The organism is Chryseobacterium nakagawai, assembly GCF_900637665.1.
Classification (GTDB): domain Bacteria; phylum Bacteroidota; class Bacteroidia; order Flavobacteriales; family Weeksellaceae; genus Chryseobacterium; species Chryseobacterium nakagawai.
In genome coordinates this window covers 3,838,396-3,859,534 of the sequence record NZ_LR134386.1, presented here as the reverse complement: position 1 = coordinate 3,859,534, position 21,139 = coordinate 3,838,396, and the positions used below count along the sequence as shown (strand labels likewise).

17 protein-coding genes are annotated in these 21,139 nt (G+C 35.9%); 5 read left to right on the top strand and 12 right to left on the bottom strand.

Annotated elements, in window-relative coordinates:
- Positions 1–10 precede the first annotated feature (10 nt).
- Entirely contained in the window at positions 11–2,386 is a 2,376-nt protein-coding gene (locus EL260_RS17395; RefSeq protein WP_123856639.1) for a TonB-dependent receptor domain-containing protein, read from the top strand.
- Positions 2,387–2,445: 59 nt separating this feature from the next.
- On the opposite strand, the gene EL260_RS17390 is transcribed toward EL260_RS17395, so the two are convergent.
- The 3 genes from EL260_RS17390 to EL260_RS17380 all read right to left on the bottom strand — a co-directional run bounded on the left by EL260_RS17390 (position 2,446) and on the right by EL260_RS17380 (position 6,340).
- Entirely contained in the window at positions 2,446–3,954 is a 1,509-nt protein-coding gene (locus tag EL260_RS17390; protein WP_123856637.1) for a serine hydrolase, read from the bottom strand.
- Positions 3,955–4,064: 110 nt separating this feature from the next.
- The gene (locus EL260_RS17385) at positions 4,065–5,555 is read right to left on the bottom strand and encodes a serine hydrolase domain-containing protein (RefSeq protein WP_123856635.1); all 1,491 of its coding nucleotides are present in this window, start codon (positions 5,553–5,555) and stop codon (positions 4,065–4,067) included.
- Positions 5,556–5,851: 296 nt separating this feature from the next.
- Complete coding sequence (locus EL260_RS17380; protein ID WP_123856633.1) at positions 5,852–6,340, bottom strand: GNAT family N-acetyltransferase; 489 nt, start codon at positions 6,338–6,340, stop codon at positions 5,852–5,854.
- Positions 6,341–6,558: 218 nt separating this feature from the next.
- On the opposite strand from EL260_RS17380, the gene EL260_RS17375 reads away from it, so the two are divergent.
- The 4 genes from EL260_RS17375 (at position 6,559) to EL260_RS25645 (ending at position 11,195) form a co-directional block, all read left to right on the top strand.
- Entirely contained in the window at positions 6,559–7,806 is a 1,248-nt protein-coding gene (locus EL260_RS17375; RefSeq protein WP_123856631.1) for a hypothetical protein, read from the top strand.
- A gap of 326 nt (positions 7,807–8,132) precedes the next feature.
- Positions 8,133–9,785, top strand: a complete 1,653-nt coding sequence (locus EL260_RS17370) for a lamin tail domain-containing protein (protein WP_123856630.1) — start codon at positions 8,133–8,135, stop codon at positions 9,783–9,785.
- A 210-nt stretch (positions 9,786–9,995) separates the two neighbouring features.
- On the top strand, positions 9,996–10,562 hold the full coding sequence (locus tag EL260_RS17365; protein ID WP_123856628.1) for an REP-associated tyrosine transposase: 567 nt from the start codon (positions 9,996–9,998) through the stop codon (positions 10,560–10,562).
- A gap of 465 nt (positions 10,563–11,027) precedes the next feature.
- A complete protein-coding gene (locus EL260_RS25645; protein ID WP_164466540.1) occupies positions 11,028–11,195 on the top strand; it encodes a bacteriocin-like protein in 168 nt (55 codons plus the stop codon).
- A 219-nt stretch (positions 11,196–11,414) separates the two neighbouring features.
- Here the strand turns inward: EL260_RS25645 and EL260_RS17360 are convergent, their stop codons facing one another.
- The 9 genes from EL260_RS17360 to zwf all read right to left on the bottom strand — a co-directional run bounded on the left by EL260_RS17360 (position 11,415) and on the right by zwf (position 21,133).
- Positions 11,415–11,885 (bottom strand): hypothetical protein, encoded by a 471-nt coding sequence (locus EL260_RS17360; protein WP_123856626.1) that lies wholly within the window; start codon positions 11,883–11,885, stop codon positions 11,415–11,417.
- A gap of 105 nt (positions 11,886–11,990) precedes the next feature.
- Entirely contained in the window at positions 11,991–13,055 is a 1,065-nt protein-coding gene (locus EL260_RS17355) for a serine hydrolase domain-containing protein (RefSeq protein ID WP_123856624.1), read from the bottom strand.
- A gap of 198 nt (positions 13,056–13,253) precedes the next feature.
- A complete protein-coding gene (locus tag EL260_RS17350; protein ID WP_123856622.1) occupies positions 13,254–15,650 on the bottom strand; it encodes a hypothetical protein in 2,397 nt (798 codons plus the stop codon).
- A 213-nt stretch (positions 15,651–15,863) separates the two neighbouring features.
- Positions 15,864–16,448 carry a YdeI/OmpD-associated family protein gene (locus tag EL260_RS17345; RefSeq protein ID WP_123856621.1) on the bottom strand — a complete coding sequence of 195 codons (585 nt, stop codon included), beginning with the start codon at positions 16,446–16,448 and terminating at the stop codon, positions 15,864–15,866.
- A 129-nt stretch (positions 16,449–16,577) separates the two neighbouring features.
- Entirely contained in the window at positions 16,578–17,102 is a 525-nt protein-coding gene (locus tag EL260_RS17340; RefSeq protein ID WP_123856619.1) for an ATP/GTP-binding protein, read from the bottom strand.
- A gap of 161 nt (positions 17,103–17,263) precedes the next feature.
- On the bottom strand, positions 17,264–18,052 hold the full coding sequence (locus tag EL260_RS17335) for a PhzF family phenazine biosynthesis protein (protein WP_123856617.1): 789 nt from the start codon (positions 18,050–18,052) through the stop codon (positions 17,264–17,266).
- A gap of 62 nt (positions 18,053–18,114) precedes the next feature.
- Positions 18,115–18,630, bottom strand: coding sequence for a hypothetical protein (locus EL260_RS17330; RefSeq protein ID WP_123856616.1), 516 nt, complete (start codon positions 18,628–18,630; stop codon positions 18,115–18,117).
- Between the two features lie 290 nt (positions 18,631–18,920).
- Entirely contained in the window at positions 18,921–19,631 is a 711-nt protein-coding gene (gene pgl / locus EL260_RS17325) for a 6-phosphogluconolactonase (protein ID WP_123856615.1), read from the bottom strand.
- A gap of 20 nt (positions 19,632–19,651) precedes the next feature.
- The gene (zwf, locus tag EL260_RS17320; RefSeq protein WP_123856613.1) at positions 19,652–21,133 is read right to left on the bottom strand and encodes a glucose-6-phosphate dehydrogenase; all 1,482 of its coding nucleotides are present in this window, start codon (positions 21,131–21,133) and stop codon (positions 19,652–19,654) included.
- Positions 21,134–21,139: the final 6 nt, after the last annotated feature.

Below are 21,139 nucleotides of genomic sequence, written 5' to 3'. Positions count from 1 at the left end.
ATTTTACATCATGAAACTATTAACAACCATCATCCTGATTCTTATTACCGTTCCTTATGCTTTTGCGCAGAATGGTCAGATAAACGGTATTATTCATGAGAACCAGACAACAGTTCTTCCGTATGTAACTGTCACATTAAAAGGGAATGCAGAACCTGCTGTTGCTGTCGGAATTTCGGATAACAAAGGGCAATTTAAGCTGGAAGGCATCCCTGTAGGACATTATACAATCAGTTATCATCTGATCGGGTTTCAGATGATTACCCAATCTGTACAAGTGAAATCTGGTGAGAGTACAAATATCGGAACAATAATTTTAGAACCTGACACAAAATTATTGCAGGAAGTCTCTGTAAAATCACAGCGGTCATCAGTCAGCTTAAAACTCGATAAGAAGGTTTTTGAAGTGGGTAAAGATGTTCTTTCACAATCAGGAGCTGTCACAGACTTACTCAATATTGTACCCTCTGTGAGCGTCAGTCCCAGCGGAACAATAAGCCTGCGGGGTAATAGCAGTGTATTGGTTCTCATTGATGGAAGGCGTACAGGATTAACCCAAAGTAATGCCCTGGAACAGCTTCCTGCTGACCAGGTAGAGCGGGTAGAAGTGATTACCAATCCATCTTCCCGTTTCGATGCGGCTGGTTCAGCAGGGATTATTAATATCATTCTCAAAAAGAACAAAAAAGCAGGTTTCAGTGGACAAATGCGTCTGGTTGGCGGTATTCCTAATGAGACACGGATAAGTCCCAGTTTAAATTATAAATCCAATACAATTAATCTCTTTGCAACTTATGGTATCCGGCTGTCGGATTATGTTGGGCTCTATACCATGCAGCAATCCACCAGACTCTCCGGTATGCCACTGTATCTGAACCAACGTCAGGATGAAGATCGGCATGATGATGCCAGACTGCTTTATCTTGGTGCTGATTTCCAGATTAATGATCACAATACCATTACTGCAGCTTTTTTGCGAAACTCAACTAATGACCATGACAAAACAGAACTCAATTATCTTTATTCAGGCAAAAATGGCAGTATTGACAGCAGTCTCACCCGAAGTGGTGAATCTTGGGAGAAGCGAAGTTATAATCAACTTGAATTTAATTATACCAAAACTTTCAAGAAACCAGGTAAGAAATTAACGGTAGATATGCAGTATGATTTCTGGGACAGTGATAAAGACTGGAATTTATCAACCGCGAAAATACTACCGGTTACAATGAATCTGCCCATGATCAGGACCCGTTCTTTCGGGAAAAGTAAAGACCTGATGATTAAAACGGATCTGGTACAGCCCTTGGACAGTACCTCTACACTGGAATTTGGTTTAAAAATGGAAGACCGAAGGGTGAACAGTGATTTTATTGCCCAACAAGAGAATTCGGCAGGCTGGGAAGTTATCGATCAGATTGATAACCATCTTTTATATAAAGAATTGATTGGGAGTGCTTATATACAGTTTTCAGGTAAAACCGGAGCTTTTGGCTACCAGGCCGGACTGCGTGGTGAGTTGACGCATATTGGTATTGAAGACCGTACTGGTAGCTACACTAATAAAAAAGATTATAGCAGGTTGTTCCCAACATTAAATATCAGCTACCGTTTTACTGCCACTGCTAACTTGCAAGCCAGCTACAGCAAGCGTATCAACAGGCCAAGACTGGGCATGCTGTATCCATTCAATGAACTTACTGACCTCAGTACCCGCTATGTTGGTAACCCGGATCTTAATCCCTCTTATGCCAATGTTTTTGAACTTGCCTTCCTCAAAAACTGGAAAACGTTTACTTTAAATCCTTCTCTTTATTATCAGAGAAATAATGGCGTCATCGAAGATTATACTTTCCGGGATTCTAATGGGTTATTTATTACCATGCCTGTAAACATTGATAGGGAGACACGTGCGGGCTTTGAACTCTCTTTACTCTATAATCCTTTCAGATGGTTGCAAGCAAATGCTGAGCTCAATGTATTTCATTATAAAGAACAGGGCAGTTATCAACAGCAAAACTTCAACTATTCAGGGAATACCTTTACGGCCCGTTTAAGTTCTCAGGTAAAATTAAAGAATAAGCTTTCTGTTCAGGCAGTATATAATTTCAGAGGGTCCAATGCTACAGCACAAACCCGATCAGATGCTGTGCATGGTATCGATTTTGGATGTAGCAAAAATTTTTTAAAAGATAAAGCAACTCTTACCTTTGATGTAAGTAACCTTTTTGGGCTTCGAAAGTTTAGCAGCAGAACCATTGGGTCAGATTATGAGATTAATCAAACCAGTATTCCGAATGCCGCCAGATATCGTCTTACATTAGTGTACCGATTTAATCAGAAGGATAATCAGTTGGTGCGGCAAGCGAAAAGCGGAAACAGAGATTAATCTGGATGAATATAGAACCATAAAAAAGACCCCTTATCAAAGAGGTCTTGGTATATCCATTATTTTCCGGTTTCCTTTTCAATCTTCAAAAGCATTTCTTTGGCATTTTGGTTGGTTGGTTCTAGTTCCAGGACCTTTGAATAGTCCTCTTTTGATAAATGATATTCTTTTTTGTTGAAGTAAGCTTCACCACGGCTGTCATAAATATTAGCCGATTTTGGGAATTCATTGACATTTAAGTTGAAAATTTTAATGGCCGAGTCTATATTTCCGTTTCTTAAAAACTCATAGCCAAGGCCGTTAAGCTCATTTTCATTTAAGAAATTGTAATCGTTAGGATGATTGCTTTTGAGCTTTTTGTAGAGGGCAATTCCCTTGTCGATATTGCTTTCACATTGTTTTCTGATGGTTAAAACAATGGATTCTTTAGTAGATTCTAAAGGATAGTTTTTCCATTGATTCAAACTGGCAATGCTGGAAACCATTTCTTCCACAAGTCTCATATTACTGCCATTGGTCATCACAACGACCCCGTTTCCGCCTTCCACACTTCCTACATAATGGCAGACAAAACCTTCGTTTCCACCGCTGTGTCCAAAATATTTTGTGCCTTTGAAATCATTCAAAAATACACCAAAATTATTGTCTATTCTTTTTGCCGACATTTCTTGAGACAAAATTTTATTTGATTTTCCTAATAATGATAGTTGCGTTTCGATAATATATTTTGCTAAATCTGTTGGATTGGTCCATAAACCGGCCGCCGCTTTTTCCGGGTAGATATGATATTTTCCGTTGACTTCTTTTCCGTTGACATAAGCTGTTGCAAGCAAACTTTCTTTATTTTTTGCAGGAGGCTGATTGAATGAACTACTACTCATTCCCAAAGGAATCAGAATGTTTTTTAGCATATAATCTTCATACTTTTCTCCAGTTGTAGTTTCAAGGATCAATTGAGAAACCGTAGTTCCACCGCCAGAATATTGAAACTTAAGGCCAGGTTCAAATACAGATCGTACTGCAAGTGAGTTAGCCGGTTTTTGTCCATCAAGAATTTGTACGGTCGTAGGCAGTTCTTTTCCTTTTTCATAACCACCAAAACCTCCTACAGATAATCCTGCGGTATGGTTCAATAAGTTAGCCAATGAAATTTTCTTCCCTTTTGATATGGCATCATCATACGGGAATTTCCAATTGGTCAAATAATTATTGATGTCATTATATAAGTCTAATTTACCTTCCTGAACCAGTTTTAAAGCTCCAAGACTATTGAGCGATTTGCTGATGGATGCTGCCTGGAAAAGGGTTTGGGTAGTGGTGGGTCTGTTTTCGGAAATGTCTGCATAGCCATAGGCTTTTATCCATTCTATTTTATAATCCTTAATCACCGCAATACTTACGGCGTTGGCGTTGTACAGCGCCATTCTTTCTTTCAAAGAACCTTTTTTTTGCTTTAATTTATTCCAATAATTCAGATTGGATTCAAATAATTTTATTTTATCATTTACGCTTTGTGCAAATAGATTGAGTGATAAAAAAAATAGGGTAAGTAATGTCGTTTTTTTCATATTTAAAAGAAGGCTTGTATGGTTATTGTATTGTTTAAGTTAATAGTAAAACAATTGAGAAAAAGATAGTATTACATGGAAGTATGAAATTTTAAAATGTCCCTTATGTTTCATTTCTTTGATAGACTTTCTATTTTCAAAAGCATTTCTTTCGCATTATCATTATTGGGATTTAGTTGCAGTGTTTTCTGATAATTCTTTTTCGATTCGGGATAATCTTTTCTTATAAAATAAATTTCTCCACGTGTATCATACACATTAAAGGAATTCGGGAATTCTGATACTGCATAATCAATGATCTTAAGTGCGGCATCTGTATTATTCTCACCTAAAAATTTGTAAGCTAATTTGTTCAGCTCATTTTCAAAACCGTTGAAATTATAGGAGTTAAATTTATTCTTTTTAATGTCTTTCAAATAAAGAATTCCTTCCTCTACCGATGATGCTTTTATCTTTCTGTATACTTCATAAATGACCAGGGGCTTTGGTAAGCTGATTGTCTTGTTATATAAAACATTAAAAATATCATCAATAACCGATTCCAGCTGTCCGCCTCTTTTCCCTGCTCTGGTGTTATCCAGTAAGATCACATATATTTTATCTTCCGGAATTCTGGCAATATTACAGGAAAAACCATTGATCCCGCCACTGTGTGCCATGGTGGTAATATTCTTTCCTGACTTCAGAAAATCAGAATGTTTCTGAATGACCAGTCCATTAGCATATCCATCCAGATAAGGGGTAAAATAGATTTTTTTATTTTCATCATTTAACAGCGTATTTCTGTATAAGGCAGTGTCCCATTTGTACATATCATTTGCTGTACTATACATTCCGCCTGCTGCAAAGACTGCAGTTTGCATATTGATATAGTCGGTTTTCTGATAACCATCATAATCAAAATCATAACCTTGTGCATAGCTTGAAATGATTTGTTTGGTATTTTCCATGCCTGTGTTTTTCATGCCGATAACATCAAATATCTTTTCCTTTAGGACTTCTTCATAGGACTTTTGAGTAATCGCTTCAATAATTAATCCCAATAAATAATAACCTGTGTTGCAATAACTGTGTTGAGTTCCAGGTTCAAATCTTAAATTGTCTTTGAAATATTTAATAGCGAAGTCTTTATTCGAGGAATTTTCGAAAACCATTTTAGTTTTAAAATCAGGGAAATCTGTGTAATTAGGCAATCCTGAAGTATGGGTCAGAAGATGATGAATGGTAATCTTATCCCCGATAGATTTATTGTACCAGGGTAAATATTGGCTTATTTTATCATCAAGACTGATTTTTCCTTCTTGTTTGAGCTGCATAATCAGCATTCCAGTAAACTGTTTTGTAATGGAACCTATTCTGAACTTAGTATCAGAAGTCGCCTCAATGTTCCAGCTCATATCGGCTTTTCCGTAATTTTTTTTTAGGATGATCCTACCATTTTGAGCAATTAGTGCACTTCCGTTAAAAAGGTCAAACTGATGGTGTTTTTCAAGGATCAGGTTTATCTTTTCAGCTTTTCTCTGTTCTGATTTTAGAATGTTTTGCTGACAAAATCCACTTATTGATAACAACAGGAAACAGGTAAACAGGAAATTTTTCATAATGATTAATTGTTGTATAATTTTCTGTAAAGATGCTTCAGATAGTGTGAATACGCGACCGATTAAAAAAAGTCGAACGCATTTTCCAGATAAAATGGATATTACATTGAACTTTTCCTAAAATCAGTGAGTGTTGTATGTACAGGCTTACCTGATAACGCCGAATTCTTTTTTAATGAAATTTCCATTTTATAAGGAGTAATTGATCTTTATACAATAAAGGATAAAAGAGGAGAATGAGGGTAGGAGCAATTTTCATTTATAGAATTATAAGGTCCCGTTTTGAGCTTTTTGAATTAAGCATCAAGCCTGTAAATAAACTCTTCAATCTCCATCTGTCTTGCATTGGCGAAACCTTTATCTGTACCAACTCTGATAAAGTTACAATTTTCCAGTACCTTTTGTGAGCCAAGATTATCAAAAGCAACCCGTCCAAAAATAGGTCTGGTCGGTTCAAGGGTAAGAAACTCTTTTAACGCTGTTGTGGCAACACCTTTCCCCCAGAGCTCCTTATCAATCCAATAAGTAATTTCTGCATCGCCTTCCATAATAAACTTTGCAATACTTCCCGCGACAACAGTACCTACTATAATCGTCTGGTTATTGACGGTGGGGTCATTCAATAATCTGGTGTATTTAGCCAAATATGCTTCTTTATTGACAGAATCCTTTGAAGTAAATGCTGCCAGATGATTGGCTTCAGTATCAAGCTGAAATTGAAAAAGGATCTCTAAATCAGCAACGGTTGTGGGTCTGAGTTTTATTTCATTTTTAATATTGTTCATTTTGAGTGTCGGGTTGGTTGATTTTCAAATATAATTAAATATTGCCATCAGAAAACACGTTTCAGTTGTCGTGTTTTATCAGTAAGACAGGGATTGCCGAAATCATAAAGTTTAATACAGATTTAATACTACGGTGATCCAGATAAAAATGGAATCCGGTAGTTTCGTGAGCGATTTACAAATGATAAATACGTATTATCCCTTATTACCTAATAATTATGATTCAAAAACAACTCTTTGGATGGATGCTTATGCTTGCTGTAACAGGCATGGGATGTCAGAATAATCAATTAACCTCAGCAGCAATGGAGGAGGAGCTTCCATCGAAAGCCAGTACCAACAGAGTAGAGGCAGAGGTTAGTGTTAATCCTTATGTAGATACCAGTACTTATATCAATTCAGGCTTCAGCTTTTTAAATCCGGCCCAAGTTAATAAAAATCGCCAGGCTATTGGTGGAAATGCATACACCGAAGTCTATGGATTCAATATCCCGGAAGAAAACAGGGTAAGGGGAATCCGCTGGAACACTGATGATGAAACTACTTCTATTTGGAGACCACAAGGAATTGCCGGATTTACCAAAGATGGTGTTCGCTATTTGTTGGTGAGCTGGTATGCAAAAGATGACGCAGAATATAAAGGGTCCCGCATTACCCTGATTGACATCAGCCCAAGTTCAAGCACCTATCTCACCTACCGGCATATCCTTCTGGTACAGCCTGATATCCCAACCAATACCACTACCTATACCCAATACGGCTCTTACGCTCCACTGAAAGTACATGCTGGTGGCATAGCCTATTTCAAAGGGAAAATATATCTCAGCAGTACCAATCTGGGCGTTCGGATATTTGATCTGAATAAAATTATTGAAGTAAGTACCGGAGATACTACCAATGAGAAATGTGGTAAAGATGCCAACGGAAATTTATTCGCTTTTAACTATCGGTATATATTACCACAAACTGGGTATCAAAAGATTAATAATGCTAGCCCTTTCTCCACTATACAATTGAATGATGAAGGAACTCAGCTTTGGACTGGCCAATATTATGCAGGCAGTGCGGATGCTTCTATTGTTCCTAAAGTCTTTGGCTTCCCCATTGATGCCAATGGAACCATCCAAAACTCAGGGATTGTGAGTGTCGCTCCTAAAAACAGTCTTTTTACAGATAATCATGCCCATGGTATCCAGGGTGTATTCCGAAAAGGAAACAGAACATGGCTTTCCTGCACCGGATCTCCAAGCAATTCTTACGGTTCCAATGCCAGATTGGCAAGATATACTGATGGAGCCGATGACACAGTACGTTATAGATGGCCCTACGGAGCAGAATCTCTTTATTACGAATCTCAATACAACTATCTATGGAGTCTTACGGAATATGAGCCTAATGCCGGAGCGCAGAATGGTAACCAAATCAACCGATGCATTTTTGCGGTAGATTTTTCTAAGTATGAATAAGGTAAAATATCTAGTATATATTTAATATAAAAGCATCATTACAATATGATGCTTTTATTTTTTTATGGTTTTCCTGAAATAAAATCTCTAAAAATGGGAGCTGTAATCACTACAGGTATAAATACTTACTAAAATATTGTAGTATAAACGCCTACTGACTACGGTATAAATACCTGACATGAAAATTAGAAATTTATACGCTACCATCACTCCATTTTTCGCCGTTACTTTGACATGTTCAAAAGATGTTTCGAAACCCTGAACAAAAAATGGCAGCCTCCGAAAAGCCGATAAAAGAGTAGGAAAAAAACCAAAAATTATTAATCATGAAAAATCCAGAAAATGTTGCTCCTTTTGTAGAAGCATCAGAACTCATTACAGAATTAAAAGACAAGGCTAATGATATACTATCAAGTGTTTTAAGCACAGAGCTATCCTCTATAACCATTAACGGCAAAGGAAATTTCCCTTATTACTGGCAGGATCCCTCAAATCTTAAGTTTAATAAAAAAACATACGACTGGATCTCATCAAATCTTAAAGCCAATACTGAGCCGGTTCAGCTTGATCAGGTATTTACCAATTATTTTATTGATGTTTTCTCAAAAGTCAATTATTCTTTATCTGAAGAAGATACAGTGATATTAAATGATGCTCATAAAAATGCTACAGATCAGCAAATGGCTTTACTTAATGCATGGGTAGGAGCTTATGGTTCGCTTCCTCCTGCAACAGACACCATGCAGCCTATTGATATCATTATGAATAAAATCGCGACAGAATGGGCTAATCCGGCAACTACCTTATCCCAGATTCAGAAAAGTGATAACCTGGATGCTTTACTGAATAAAACTCCGGCAAGTGGCCAACCTATTCTTCCTGTTTTAGCGAACTATCTGAATGCTCTGGGAGCCACAATATCTTTACAGAACAATGTGACGATGAATAATGGTTATTTATCCAGAGTGTTGAAGAATGTACAACAGCCTAAAAAAGATAACGGAGGTCTGCAGTTGAATGACGACAGTATTTTACCTGCCTTCCAGGTGACAACACCCCTTAGCGATATTTTAAACGGACTTAAAAATACCTCTCAGGCGGCTCAGATAGACATGGAAGTTAAACGTGAATCCGAAAGCCGGTTCCAGGTTTCCGTACAAGGGAAGACTGGTTTTTCTATTCCTATCTTCGACTTCTTTACCTTAGGAATTGGAGGCAATGCCAATTATTTCAGTGAAGATATCGCCATCAGCAAAAACTCGATCAAAATATCGATGTCTTTTACCGGAGTTACGCTTGTCAACTTTGGTCCTACAGATTTTAATATTGCAAGCAATATGTACTGGGCATGGTTTGATCCTATCCGTAAAGCGGAAGTAAACAGTGCAGACAAAGAGAAAGAAAAACATATTTCCGGATATAAATTTTCTCCGAATCCTGCTACCAAATTCGGACCTGACGGACCTTTTGGTTTGCTGAACGGGGTTGCAATTTCTAATTACCCTAGTGTTGAGATTACGGTAACCAGTGAAGATTATAAAAGCATTCAAAAAACCTTTGAACAATCTTCTTCTGCAACACTTTCCTTCTTAGGAATTCCTTTGGCCAGTGTTACAGAATCTACGTATTCTTCTTCTATTCAGGTAGACAGTTCAAAATCAACTATCAAGATTACTTTAACCCCTCCTCAAAGTCTGATCGCTGGTAACAATAGAGATTCCATAGCCTGGGTTCTTGGTGCTATCGTCGATTATCCTGCACAGGTAAATAGTGAAAGAGAAATGCTTGAGAAAGGTGCCTATCCCAATTATCAGCTCTATAAAGATAACACCGGAACTACCTATTGTTCAGGAAGCAAAGTGAAATCTCACGATGTGGGCAGTGCTTGGGTCAGTAAATGTCTTGCAGCCCATCCGGGAACAAGCTGCTCCGGAAAACCATGGACAAGCCCTAGCCAAAAAGGAACAGTTTGGCCATAAACAAATAAAATCCTATTAATAATAAGAGACTGTCTTTTGAGGCAGTCTTTTATATTATAATGGTTTTTCGATTTTTACTCTTAGTTACTGCACGATTGTATCGTGTGGTTCTTTATTTCAATCCTTAGTTACCAAATCCTCTGTGTGGTTTATGGCTTTCTATCTCAATCCCATTCTCATAAAGTTTTTATCTTTATAAAAACATAATTGATGAGTCGTAATTACAAATTCCATAATCCTGAAGGATTATATTTCATAAGTTTTGCTGTTGTAGGTTGGCTGGATGTCTTTATTAGAAATGAATACAAAGAAATCTTTGTAGAAAGTTTAAGATTTTGCCAAAAGAATAAAGGAATGGAAATACATGCATGGTGCATCATGTCAAATCATGTGCATTTAGTGTTCAGAAGTATAAATGGGCAAAAGCCAGAAGCTCTGATAGGAGACTTAAAAAGATTTACAAGCAAAGCACTTGTGGCCGCTATCAAAGAAAATCCTACAGAAAGCAGAAAGGAGTTTTTATTAAATTTCTTTCTCAAAGAAGGCTCAAAGGCTTCAAATGTAAACCAATATCAGTTTTGGAGACATGATAATAGACCTATTGAGTTGTGGAGCAATAGAGTGATTAATCAGAAGATTAATTATGTACATCAAAATCCTGTAAAAGCAGGTTTGGTTTTCCGTGCAGAAGATTATAGATACAGCAGTGCAATAGATTATTCTGATGTAAAAGGACTTTTAGATGATATTGTTGTTTTTAGAATGTTTGATTTGTAATATTATATTAAAACCACACGAAAGATTCGTGCGATAGCGGGGATATTGTTGTTTTTAGAATGTCTGATTTGTAATATTATATTAAAGCCACACGAAAGATTCGTGCGGTAGCGGGGATATTGTTGTTTTTAGAATGTTTGATTTGTAATATTATATTAAAACCACACGAAAGATTCGTGCGATAGCGGGGATATTGTTGTTTTTAGAATGTTTGATTTGTAATATTATATTAAAACCACACGAAAGATTCGTGCGATAGCGGGGATATTGTTGTTTTTAGAATGTTTGATTTGTAATATTATATTAAAACCATACGAAGGAATTCGTGCGGTAGCGAGGGTAGTTTGCTTATTCTTAATCTTAAAAAATACTTTTAGGAAAGTTGAGATGTCTTTATTTTAATATAAATCTTATTATTGGGAATTATTTTTATATTTGTTTCTTAATAAGTTAATAACGAAAAACATGAAAAATTTAAAAAAAGTTTCAAGAAAAGAATTGAAGCAAGTAAAGGGCGGTGAAGGTAATAATGGTGACTCAAAATGCCCTCCCGGAACCAATGATTGTATTTTACCATTTGGAGGGAATATGTGTATTCCTGATGATAATCAAATGGCATGTCCAGAGTTATAAGACAGAATCTTTAAGCATCGGTAGTGCTGAATATATCTCTAAAAAGCAAAAAGCCTTTCAATTCTCCTGAAAGGCTTTTTAATTAGAAAATTTATTATTTTAAAATTTCATTCTGGTAAAGAAGATGACTATCTTCATCAAAACTCATTAAGATCATATTGTTGTTAGAAGGTTTAATTTTTTTAATCCTAAAATCATACGAAATGATTTATGAAAAAATTAGCGGACAAGAAAATATATTCCAACAGCAATTCCGGCATAAGCCAGAACTGTAATAATATCAGCTATGGGTTTTGAAAAACGTTTTTCCGCAATCTTATCACCATTGATCTGGTTCTTATGGAATTTCAGAATTTTTTTAGGACTATTAACCGGATGGGCTACCAGGCTGTCACTTTCCCATCGGTCAACGATTACTTTATAGCTCTTGCCATCAACGTCAATTTTAACATTTTTATTAGGGGTAAGCTTCTCCTGAATATTGATTGGGACAGGCGCTTGTTGTGTGGTAGGATTTTGGAATTCAGCGGCTGCACTTTGCATTTGAGGAGCATCAGGAGTCGTACGAATAGCATTTTTTTTAAATGCTTGTTTATTGTCTGGCGCTGTAGTCACTTGCTTTTTAACCTGGTAAGTATAGCAACTGGTAAGAGAAAATAATATGATGATGAGATAAAGATTCTTTTGCATTGGTTAAATTTAAGAATTAAACGGAATATTTAGTATTTTCTTTTGAAGAAACCTGTTAAAAAATTTAGCGTTTGGATTTCCGTTTATTGTTTTGCTTACCACCTGTTATGGTTTATCTTGTATTTCAGGGAGCTTAATTTCTTTGTTATACAGCAGATCAACAACATTTTGCATAAAGTTTTCTTTTTTAATTCGTTCTCCATTCGTAACATAAGCGATGGAGAGGTCATCTTCTTTATTATAAATAAGAATGGCATGTGATCCTAATGTATCTCCACCGTGTCCATAAAATATAAGATCGTTAAAATGCCAGATTGCCATCCCTCTTCCCCAATCTTCTTTTCCTGGTTTAGGCTCCATCAGCTCCAGGGATTCTTTCTTTAGGATCTTATTATGGAATAAACTATTGATGAAAATATTCAGATCATAAGGGGTCGCAGAGACATCGCCTACGCCAATTACATTGAGTAAATTTATTTCCTTTTTCAGAATCGTCCATGAATTATTTTCATATCGATAAGGCAGAAATACATTTTTTTGATCGGGTTTGAAAGAAGCCAGATTTTTGAGTCTCAGAGGCTGTATAATTTCTGAATAGAGTATTTGGTGAAACGGCTTATTATGTTTTTTTTCAAGAATTTTAGTCAGAAGGTAATAAGCGGAATTTGAATATGCTGTTTTTTCGCCAGGTTCAAAGCTTTTTCCTTGTTTGACAATGAGTTCCATGATCTCCCGGTCAGTGGTCTTTTCCGTTACCCAAACTTCTCCGTCTTTTACCACATAACTTCCCAATCCGCTGGTATGTTCTAATAAATTTTTAAGGGTTATGATCTCTGAATTTGGAACTTCCGGATAAAATGCTGAAAGTTTATCATTTAAATCTAATTTTTTTCCTTCAATTAATTTAAAAATTAAAACAGCAGTCATCATTTTGGTTACAGAACCCACCTGATATCTGGTATTTTTATCATCAATTAATTCAGGTATATTTTTTTGTCCAAAACTTTTAGCATATACTTCTTTCCCATTTTTAAAAACTGACAAACGTCCCACTCCTAAATTATTATTCTCAATATAATTGAAATAATTATCTAATTTTTCAGCATGAATCGTTTGTGAAAAAAAGTAATTTGAAAGAAGAAGAACTAAGAATGCCATTGAGGTTTTCATGATTAATAGGTTTATTAGTTGCTGATATAAAAATTGAAGTCTCAAATATATTACATCTGCTAATATCTGAGTCTGTTTGTATGATAATTTTAAATTATTTTCAAAGTTTTATGGCATTGCATGTCTTCCAGGTTCCGATTTCAAAACTAAAAAAGCCTCTCAGGAAAACTGAAAGGCTTTGTAATCTGGAGAAATATATTATTTAAAGATCTCGTTCTGATAAAGAAGATTATCATCATCATCAAAACTTATGATCAAAACTTTATACTGTTTGGCACTGTCATTATTGAAAAATTTAATTCTTGGCGGAACATAATCGCTGTCGAATAAATTAGGATTCCAGTAAAGGGTTTCTCTCGTGTCATTTTCAATTTTTGCATCCTCATCCAGCATTTCAACAAGAAACTCCGATGGTTTATCATATCCTTTTATAACAGATGAATTGTTCTTTGGGGCATCATTCTTTTTGACCTTAGATTTCAGATCACCTCTCATGGTATAAATGGCTACTGCATCACCTATTAATCCGCCACCTTTAATAATCTTTACCATCGCAATATTACTGACAGGCATAGAGGAGATCATGTTAGGATCTGTAAGGATTTCATCTAAATAGAGTTTAGCTTGCTGGCCACGTATATAAGGCATATTTATCCCTGAATTATTTCTTTGAAAGGTTAAACCGGCAGCTCTTCCCTGTAGCCAGTCGAATATATTGGTGAATCCTTCAGCGTGTTGGTCTTCATTCACAAAATCGAATATAGTAGAGTTCTGAGAACTGAACATTCCGGTGGAAAGTTGTTTATCTAATTCTTCTTTCGGATCTTTCTTTTTTCCTGTTAATTCTACTTCTTTAATTTCCTGTACCTCGGCACCCTCTATTTTTTTAGTGTTTTTTTGAGTAGTGATCGCTCTGGAAATGGTTGGTGGAAGGGTTTTATTTCCGGTGGTCTTTACTAATTTATATCGTGTTGCAGGAAAGTTACCCGTAAATTCTGTAGGGTTTACCAATGGCTCTACCGTTACGAATAAATTCTCAGCATTGGATTCTTTTTCATTTCCTGAATTGGCAAATAACGAAACATTCACAGGCTCATCGTTGCTCAGATTATTTAAATAAACATATCCGCTTTGATCGGTCTGAAACGGGCTGATAACAGGTTCACTTTTGCCGGCTTTCAATAATAAAACCACACTGGAATTAATGATCAGCGCGTTATTTTTAACAGGTTTTACTCTGTAAGAAAGAAATTTTTGAGATTTGGTCTTTATAGTGGGTACAGATCCGCTAAGTACAGAATTCCAGTCAAACCTTTTCCAGTTTTCAGAAATAAGCAGCGCATCCAATGCTTCACTATTAGCACTTTTAGAAAAATATTGAGCCGGGCTATCTATTTTTGTAGTAAAATCTCCTGTTAACCAAAGACTGCTCAGTAAATTTTCTTCTTCGGGCTTATTGCTGCCATCATCCTCACTTACCAAAACCGTATAATGTTTAAAATAGGACTCTGGAGAAAGATCAATGCTATTGAAAGACCTTGGCGTTTGTTTTATGCTCTGACCGATAATTTCAGCTTTCTCAAGTTTTAGATCATTGGGCCTTATAAAGCAAAGTCTTTGTGCAACCAGATTATCCTGATCATCAAAGATGGCTAACTGTAAAACTCCATTCGCTCCATTGCTTATTTTGATAGGAATAAGACTGGAAGCTTCATTGGTTAACTGTTTAATATTGGCCCTGTAAGCAAGGTGATTGTTAATGGTTCCTACAATTTTATAATTTTGGAGCTGTTGCTTTAAGTTAACGCCTTTTAAGGTGTATTTAATTCCATCTTTAGCACTGTTAACTTCTAAATGAAGGCCACTGTCTGCCACTTGAGGCAGGTCTATTGTTTTGCTTTTTCCTGTATTATCCTGAATGATAGCCTGGTATTTTTTTCCTGAAGCCGGCGTTATGGTAAAAGAGGCCACATTTTTATCAAAAGATTTAAAGGTAGCTACAGGAGTATTGGGGTTCTGTACATCTACTACTTTTCCAGTCCAGTTTTCGGGTAAAGAAGAACTGCTTGATAGTCTTACAGCAAATTTTGTAGGAGTTCCGTGAATGAAGGTTCCACCTTCCGGAAACGCTTTTGCAGACCAATCAGAACTTTTAGAAATGACCAATGATTCTGCGGAATTAGGATTGTAAACCGGAATGGTTTTAACAATCTGGAAATCTTCGTTAAAGTTGGTCATGTAAGGCGTATAGGCTCTTACAAAATAAACCTGTTCAGGAAGGTCTTCTTTCAGTTGAAAGTCTCCGCTTCCTTCACCATTGGTAAGAAGTACGGTCTTCCAGTCTATTAATTTTTTATCAGAATTGTATAATTCTACAAATAGGGTAGTAGAGAGTGCAGAGCGGTTATATCCGTCAAATACAAAGCTTTTAAACCAGATTTTATCCCCAGCTGCATATTGTGATTTGTCAGTAAGTACATATACTTTTTCCTGTTCGTAATTGTTCTCAAGATTTGTAATTGCTTTTTCCAGTTTGGTTTGTGCCAGTATAGGTTGTACCATGGAAAGCAGCAATACACCGAATATATTTTTCATAGAAATCTTAACGCATTTTAATTCAGCGCTAATTTAATCATTTAAAGACTTCGAAAATTGATATTTAACCTCTTATTTTAAAAGAAATATATTAGATTGGTGATATTCCTTCGGATATGATTTCTTAACAAGAGATTTGGAAGCGATGTATTACAAAAAATGGTTGAATGTATTAGGTCTTGGATTTCTCCAATTATATGAAAACAAGGAGAATTATCGGAACTGTTCAGGTTTTTGTTTTTTTGCTGCCTGTTCTACCAGCTCATGAATACGTTTTTGTCGGGTTTCTGGGCGTTTGGCAAAAGTCACCCAGTGTAACATCATTTTTTTAGATGTTTTACTCAGCGCTAAAAAATAGTCTTTTGAACCGGCATGTGCTATAAAGGCATTTTCCAGATCATTGGGGATGATAAGTTCTTCAACACTGTCCAGAATAGTCCATGAGCCGTTTTCTTTAGCCACTTTAATAGTTTCAAGCCCGGCTGGCTGCATCATACCTGTATCTATAAGTCTCTGAACTTTTTCTTTATTAATCTTAGACCAGTTACTTTTTGTTTTACGTTGGGTATACAATTGCATAAATGAATTGGAGTCTATCGTCTTTCTTGTGCTGTCAATCCAGCCAAAACAAATCGCTTCATCCACTAATTCACTCCAGCTGACAGTAGGAAGTCCAGATTTTTTATTGTTGCAAATAAGCCATATACTTTGGCTTGAACGATGGTTTTGTACCAGCCATTCACGCCATTCCTGTATTGTATTTATAGCGAGTTTCTTTTTTTCTAAACTTGTTTCCATTGTATTGTTGTTTTGCTTTTGTTTTCTTGAATATTCTGTGCCGTATGACGGATAGAATTTACATGAAATACATACGTGATAAGGATCTTATTTAATTTAATACAACAAAATTAACAGTATCATTGACAGCTATGTGTCAGTAGTGGATAAAATTCCATTGAGTACCTGGTCTCTACGCTCAGATAATGTCCCATTGACTCTAATTACTTCTATCCCAAAATCACTGATCCAATCATAGAGTAAATTATTGACCTGGCTTCTGAGTTTTGGAAGTTCAATCTGGTGTATAGGGATTAAATCCGGTTCTTCAATCGGAACAAATACAAAAAGGTCAATTTCAGCAATTATTGCCTGAGCTTTTTCAAAGAGAGATTGAATATTTCTACGAGGATCAAGAACATGAAGATAGGCTAAGAGATCAATGACACCTCTGTCAAATATCACATTGTCTCCACTTTGCAGAATTAGTTTTGCTGAATAATTGAACTGTTCAACAAAGTCTTCAGCATCAGGAATTTCTGAAAATTCATAACCATATAATTCCATTTGATAATAAGGTTCTGTCTCAAAAGTATAACCTGGAAGATGTTCCAGAAGTTCTTCCGCCAAAGTGGTTTTGCCAACGTTGTGAGCCCCGAATATCGCAATTCTCATATTTCACTTAATTTTATGATTCGCTTTTCCTTTGTGATCTCATTAATGGAAACCTTAAACCTTTCTTTAAAGATATTAAAAATGGTTTAGAAAAATAAAAGCACCAATTTAAATTAATGAGTGCTTTTTGATGTTGAGGATTTTATTTCAGGGAAAATACATTATTCGATCCAAAGATGCCCCATAGAATAGGTTCTGGCTTTACCTGCCACAATCACTCTTTCGCCTTTGTTTTCGCAATAGAGCTGACCTCCTCTTTCTGAAAGTTGACGGGCGAAAAGTTGATCTTTTCCTAATCTTGATGACCAAAATGGGATAAGTGAACAGTGTGCAGAACCGGTAACTGGATCTTCAAGAATAGACGACTGTGGCGTAAAATATCTTGAAACAAAATCACAGTCTGTACCAGCAGCAGTCACAACAACGCCTCCCGGATCGAGATTAATAAGATCCAAAATAGATCTTTCAACGATAATTTTTTTGATATCTTCCTCAGATTCATATACCAAAACATAGTCTCTTGATTTGAAAACTTCTGTAGGTTGTATATTGAGAGACTTTACTATAGTATCCGGAAGAGTAGAGGGTTCAGGCATTCTTGACGGGAAATCCATATAATAGAATCCATCTTTTACATCTACTGTTAATTCACCACTTTTGGTTTCAAAAACAATTCTGCTATTTGGATAATGTAAGATGGAAGCCAGGCAATGAGCGGTGGCAAGGGTAGCATGCCCGCATAGATCCATCTCTATTTCAGGAGTAAACCATCTTAGGTGAATGGTGTCACCATTATCAATAAAGAAAGCGGTTTCTGCTACAGCATTTTCACGGGCTATTTTTAAAAGAATTTCATCAGGCAGCCAATTTTTCAATGGGACAACACATGCGGGATTTCCATGGAAAATTTCTTCTGTAAACGCATCTATTTGATATAATTCTAACTTCATGATTGATAAAATTTAAGGTTGTACTATGGGATTATAAAATAATATGTGTTGGGTGTTGAACTTTACGATAGTTTTTGCTTTTTAAACACCGAAAAGCCATCTGATGATTCCTCTCTTTTCTTTGTTTTTAAAGAGAAAAGAGGGTGGTTGTTCAATAGTTTCATGGTAGGTGATTCAAATTTCCAGTTTGGCCTTTTATCCAGAAAATAAAAAACAGCACCATCATTGGCTTTAATTTCGAAAAAATCATCCGAAAATTTATTCAGCGTATTTCTTACAGGCATATAAGTAATTTCTTCTATTTGCTCAGCAGGATAAGAGATTTTATTGATGACAAGGCCATTATCTGTTAGAAAGACATTGGCAGGAGGCAGATTTTTTTCCAGCATCCGATATTCTGATAAACAGACAAGTGGGAAAAAGATGAAACAGAGAATGGTAGGAAAAATTAAGGTGATAGGATCTTCTTCTTGTGTACTTAAAAAATAACAGGCTATTGTGACTATATGAACGAAAATAATAATTACTCCATACCTGTAAAAGAAGAACTCGAAATAACTGGGGTTTAATTTTTTCACGAATAATAGTGTTTGGTTTTCCCTGCCATACAGGCAGAAAATGTATTTTGTTGCATAAAAATACAAAAGTTTATATTAATATTTATATCGATGCTTTTCAGTATTGTAAATCATTTAAGCTCTTTTTTATATTATTTTGAAGGAATGGTGGAGAACTTGTTTTGAAAGAGTGTGGTTTTTTCTAATAATTAGTTTATACATAAAAAATCACCACTTATTTAAAGTGGTGATTGGTATTTTGTTTGGTCAGGACTCTATGATCTTAATCAGTTTAATAAAAAAGGGTAAGATTAAGCGCCTGCCTCTTCGTCGGTGAAAATCTGAACCCCATCTTTCTTTTTAATTAACTGAAGCGGGTATAGTTTCGGATTATATTCTCCGTGTAAAACTTCATTAAGAGCATGCTTTTTAGAGGTGCCGAATGTGACAATCAAAATATTGTCGGCTTTATTGATAATAGGCTCTGTCAAGGTAATCCTGAACATTTCCTGAGGTTTCAAATAATAAGCTGCAACCCATTTTTCTTTTTCATCCAGCACTGCTTCTCCCGGAAATAGGGAAGCCGTATGGCCATCATCACCCATCCCTAAAAGGATAAAATCGAAAACACCTTCTTCACCTAATACATTTCTGATTTGCGTTTCATATTCTTTAGCGTACTCTTCAGGATCAATTCCATCTTTATACATTGGGAAAATCTGATCTTTATTAACGGGAACTTTATTCAAAAGAGTTTCCAGGGTCATTTTAAAATTACTCTTTTCATCATCAAGAGCAACCCATCTTTCATCTACCCAGAAAACATAAACTTTGTTCCAATCTATTTTATCTGCATATTCCGAAGTCGCCAATAAGCTGAAAATGGCTTTCGGAGAAGAGCCACCGCTTACAGCCACCACAAATTTTCCGTTTTTTTGAATAGATTGGCCGGAAAGCTCAATGAAAGTATCTGCTGCTTTTTTATATAAAGTATCAAGCGTATTAAATATTGTAATATCCATTTTTATTTCTTAGTTAAATATTAAACCCACTGATGCCCTTGTCTTTCAACCAAAGCATTGCTATCATCAGGCCCCCAGCTTCCTGCATCATAATTTGGGAAAGAAGGATCCTTAGTTGTTTCCCAGGTTTCCTGAATTGTTTTTACAACATCCCAGGCTTCCTCTACCTGGTCAGAGCGCATAAACAGCGTAAGATCACCTACAAGAGCCTCTAGTAAAAGGGTTTCATAGGCTTCAGGAGTATCTGTCTGACATGCAAAATTATCAAAAATCATTTCTACAGGCTTTAACTCTAATGACAGTCCAGGTTTTTTTGACATAAACTGTAATCTGATATCCATTTGAGGCTGAATGTTAATAATCAGTCGGTTAGCTGATAAAAGTGATGTGCTTTCTGAAAATGTAGAATGGGGAAGTGGTTTAAACTGAATCGTAATATAAGAATGTTTTTCTTTCATTTTCTTTCCGGTACGAACGTAGAAAGGAACATTTTCCCATCTCTCGTTATCCAGATAAAACTTAATGGCAGCGAATGTTTCTGTATTAGAATCAGCGGCAATTCCTTCTTCCTGACGATAACCGTTTACCTTGATACCATTTACCTTGCCTTTTCCATACTGTCCCCGAACGGCATAATGATCTACTTTATCCGATGAAATTCTACGGATAGATTTTAAAACATCCACTTTACGATCCCTGATTTCACCAGACTCCAGTGAAACCGGTGGTTCCATAGCTACCATACATAGAATTTGTAAAAGATGATTCTGAATCATATCACGTAAAGCACCCGTCTGCTCATAAAAACTGGCTCTTGTTTCTACTCCTACTTCTTCCGCAACGGTAATCTGAACAGATTCTATATGCCTGTGATTCCATAAAGGCTCGAAAATTGAGTTTCCGAATCTGAAGGCTAAAATATTCTGAACGGTTTCTTTTCCCAAATAATGGTCGATACGGTAAATTTGTTCTTCCTGAAAAGTTTGTGAAAGAAGATTATTCAGTTCTATAGCCGACTCTTTATTATGACCAAAAGGTTTTTCTATAATAATTCTATCTTTTGAAGGATCAGAAGCAATAGAGGTATTTTTAATATGATTTGAAATGACCGATACAAAGTTCGGAGCAATTGAAAGATAGAAGAGTCTGTTCCCCCTCGTTCCATAAACTTTATCAAAATGTTCCAGTTTCTGATATAAATTTTGATAAGAACTTTCTTCATCCAACTGATGTTGAAAATAGCTGATGTGCGCCTGAAAACCAGCCCAATCTTCTTTGGTTACTGTTTTTCTTGAAAAGCTTTCCAGATTTTCTTTAATATAGGCTCTGAATTTTTCATCTGTATTTTCGGCTCTTCCCAATGCTAAAATATTAAAGCCTTTGGGCATTCTGCCATCGATATATAAATTATAAAATGCAGGAAAAAGCTTTCTTTTTGCCAAATCTCCTGTTGCACCAAAAATAACAATGGTTGTTGGATGCAGGATTGTGTTGTCGCTCATTTTCCG

What these genes read in the sequence shown, in the direction of transcription:
- EL260_RS17395 (WP_123856639.1), top strand. Translation starts at nt 11, where the DNA reads ATGAAACTATTAACAACCATCATCCTGATTCTTATTACCGTTCCTTAT.
- EL260_RS17390 (WP_123856637.1), bottom strand. Translation starts at nt 3,954, where the DNA reads ATGAAAAAAACGACATTACTTACCCTATTTTTTTTATCACTCAATCTA.
- EL260_RS17385 (WP_123856635.1), bottom strand. Translation starts at nt 5,555, where the DNA reads ATGAAAAATTTCCTGTTTACCTGTTTCCTGTTGTTATCAATAAGTGGA.
- EL260_RS17380 (WP_123856633.1), bottom strand. Translation starts at nt 6,340, where the DNA reads ATGAACAATATTAAAAATGAAATAAAACTCAGACCCACAACCGTTGCT.
- EL260_RS17375 (WP_123856631.1), top strand. Translation starts at nt 6,559, where the DNA reads ATGATTCAAAAACAACTCTTTGGATGGATGCTTATGCTTGCTGTAACA.
- EL260_RS17370 (WP_123856630.1), top strand. Translation starts at nt 8,133, where the DNA reads ATGAAAAATCCAGAAAATGTTGCTCCTTTTGTAGAAGCATCAGAACTC.
- EL260_RS17365 (WP_123856628.1), top strand. Translation starts at nt 9,996, where the DNA reads ATGAGTCGTAATTACAAATTCCATAATCCTGAAGGATTATATTTCATA.
- EL260_RS25645 (WP_164466540.1), top strand. Translation starts at nt 11,028, where the DNA reads ATGAAAAATTTAAAAAAAGTTTCAAGAAAAGAATTGAAGCAAGTAAAG.
- EL260_RS17360 (WP_123856626.1), bottom strand. Translation starts at nt 11,885, where the DNA reads ATGCAAAAGAATCTTTATCTCATCATCATATTATTTTCTCTTACCAGT.
- EL260_RS17355 (WP_123856624.1), bottom strand. Translation starts at nt 13,055, where the DNA reads ATGAAAACCTCAATGGCATTCTTAGTTCTTCTTCTTTCAAATTACTTT.
- EL260_RS17350 (WP_123856622.1), bottom strand. Translation starts at nt 15,650, where the DNA reads ATGAAAAATATATTCGGTGTATTGCTGCTTTCCATGGTACAACCTATA.
- EL260_RS17345 (WP_123856621.1), bottom strand. Translation starts at nt 16,448, where the DNA reads ATGGAAACAAGTTTAGAAAAAAAGAAACTCGCTATAAATACAATACAG.
- EL260_RS17340 (WP_123856619.1), bottom strand. Translation starts at nt 17,102, where the DNA reads ATGAGAATTGCGATATTCGGGGCTCACAACGTTGGCAAAACCACTTTG.
- EL260_RS17335 (WP_123856617.1), bottom strand. Translation starts at nt 18,052, where the DNA reads ATGAAGTTAGAATTATATCAAATAGATGCGTTTACAGAAGAAATTTTC.
- pgl (WP_123856615.1), bottom strand. Translation starts at nt 19,631, where the DNA reads ATGGATATTACAATATTTAATACGCTTGATACTTTATATAAAAAAGCA.
- zwf (WP_123856613.1), bottom strand. Translation starts at nt 21,133, where the DNA reads ATGAGCGACAACACAATCCTGCATCCAACAACCATTGTTATTTTTGGT.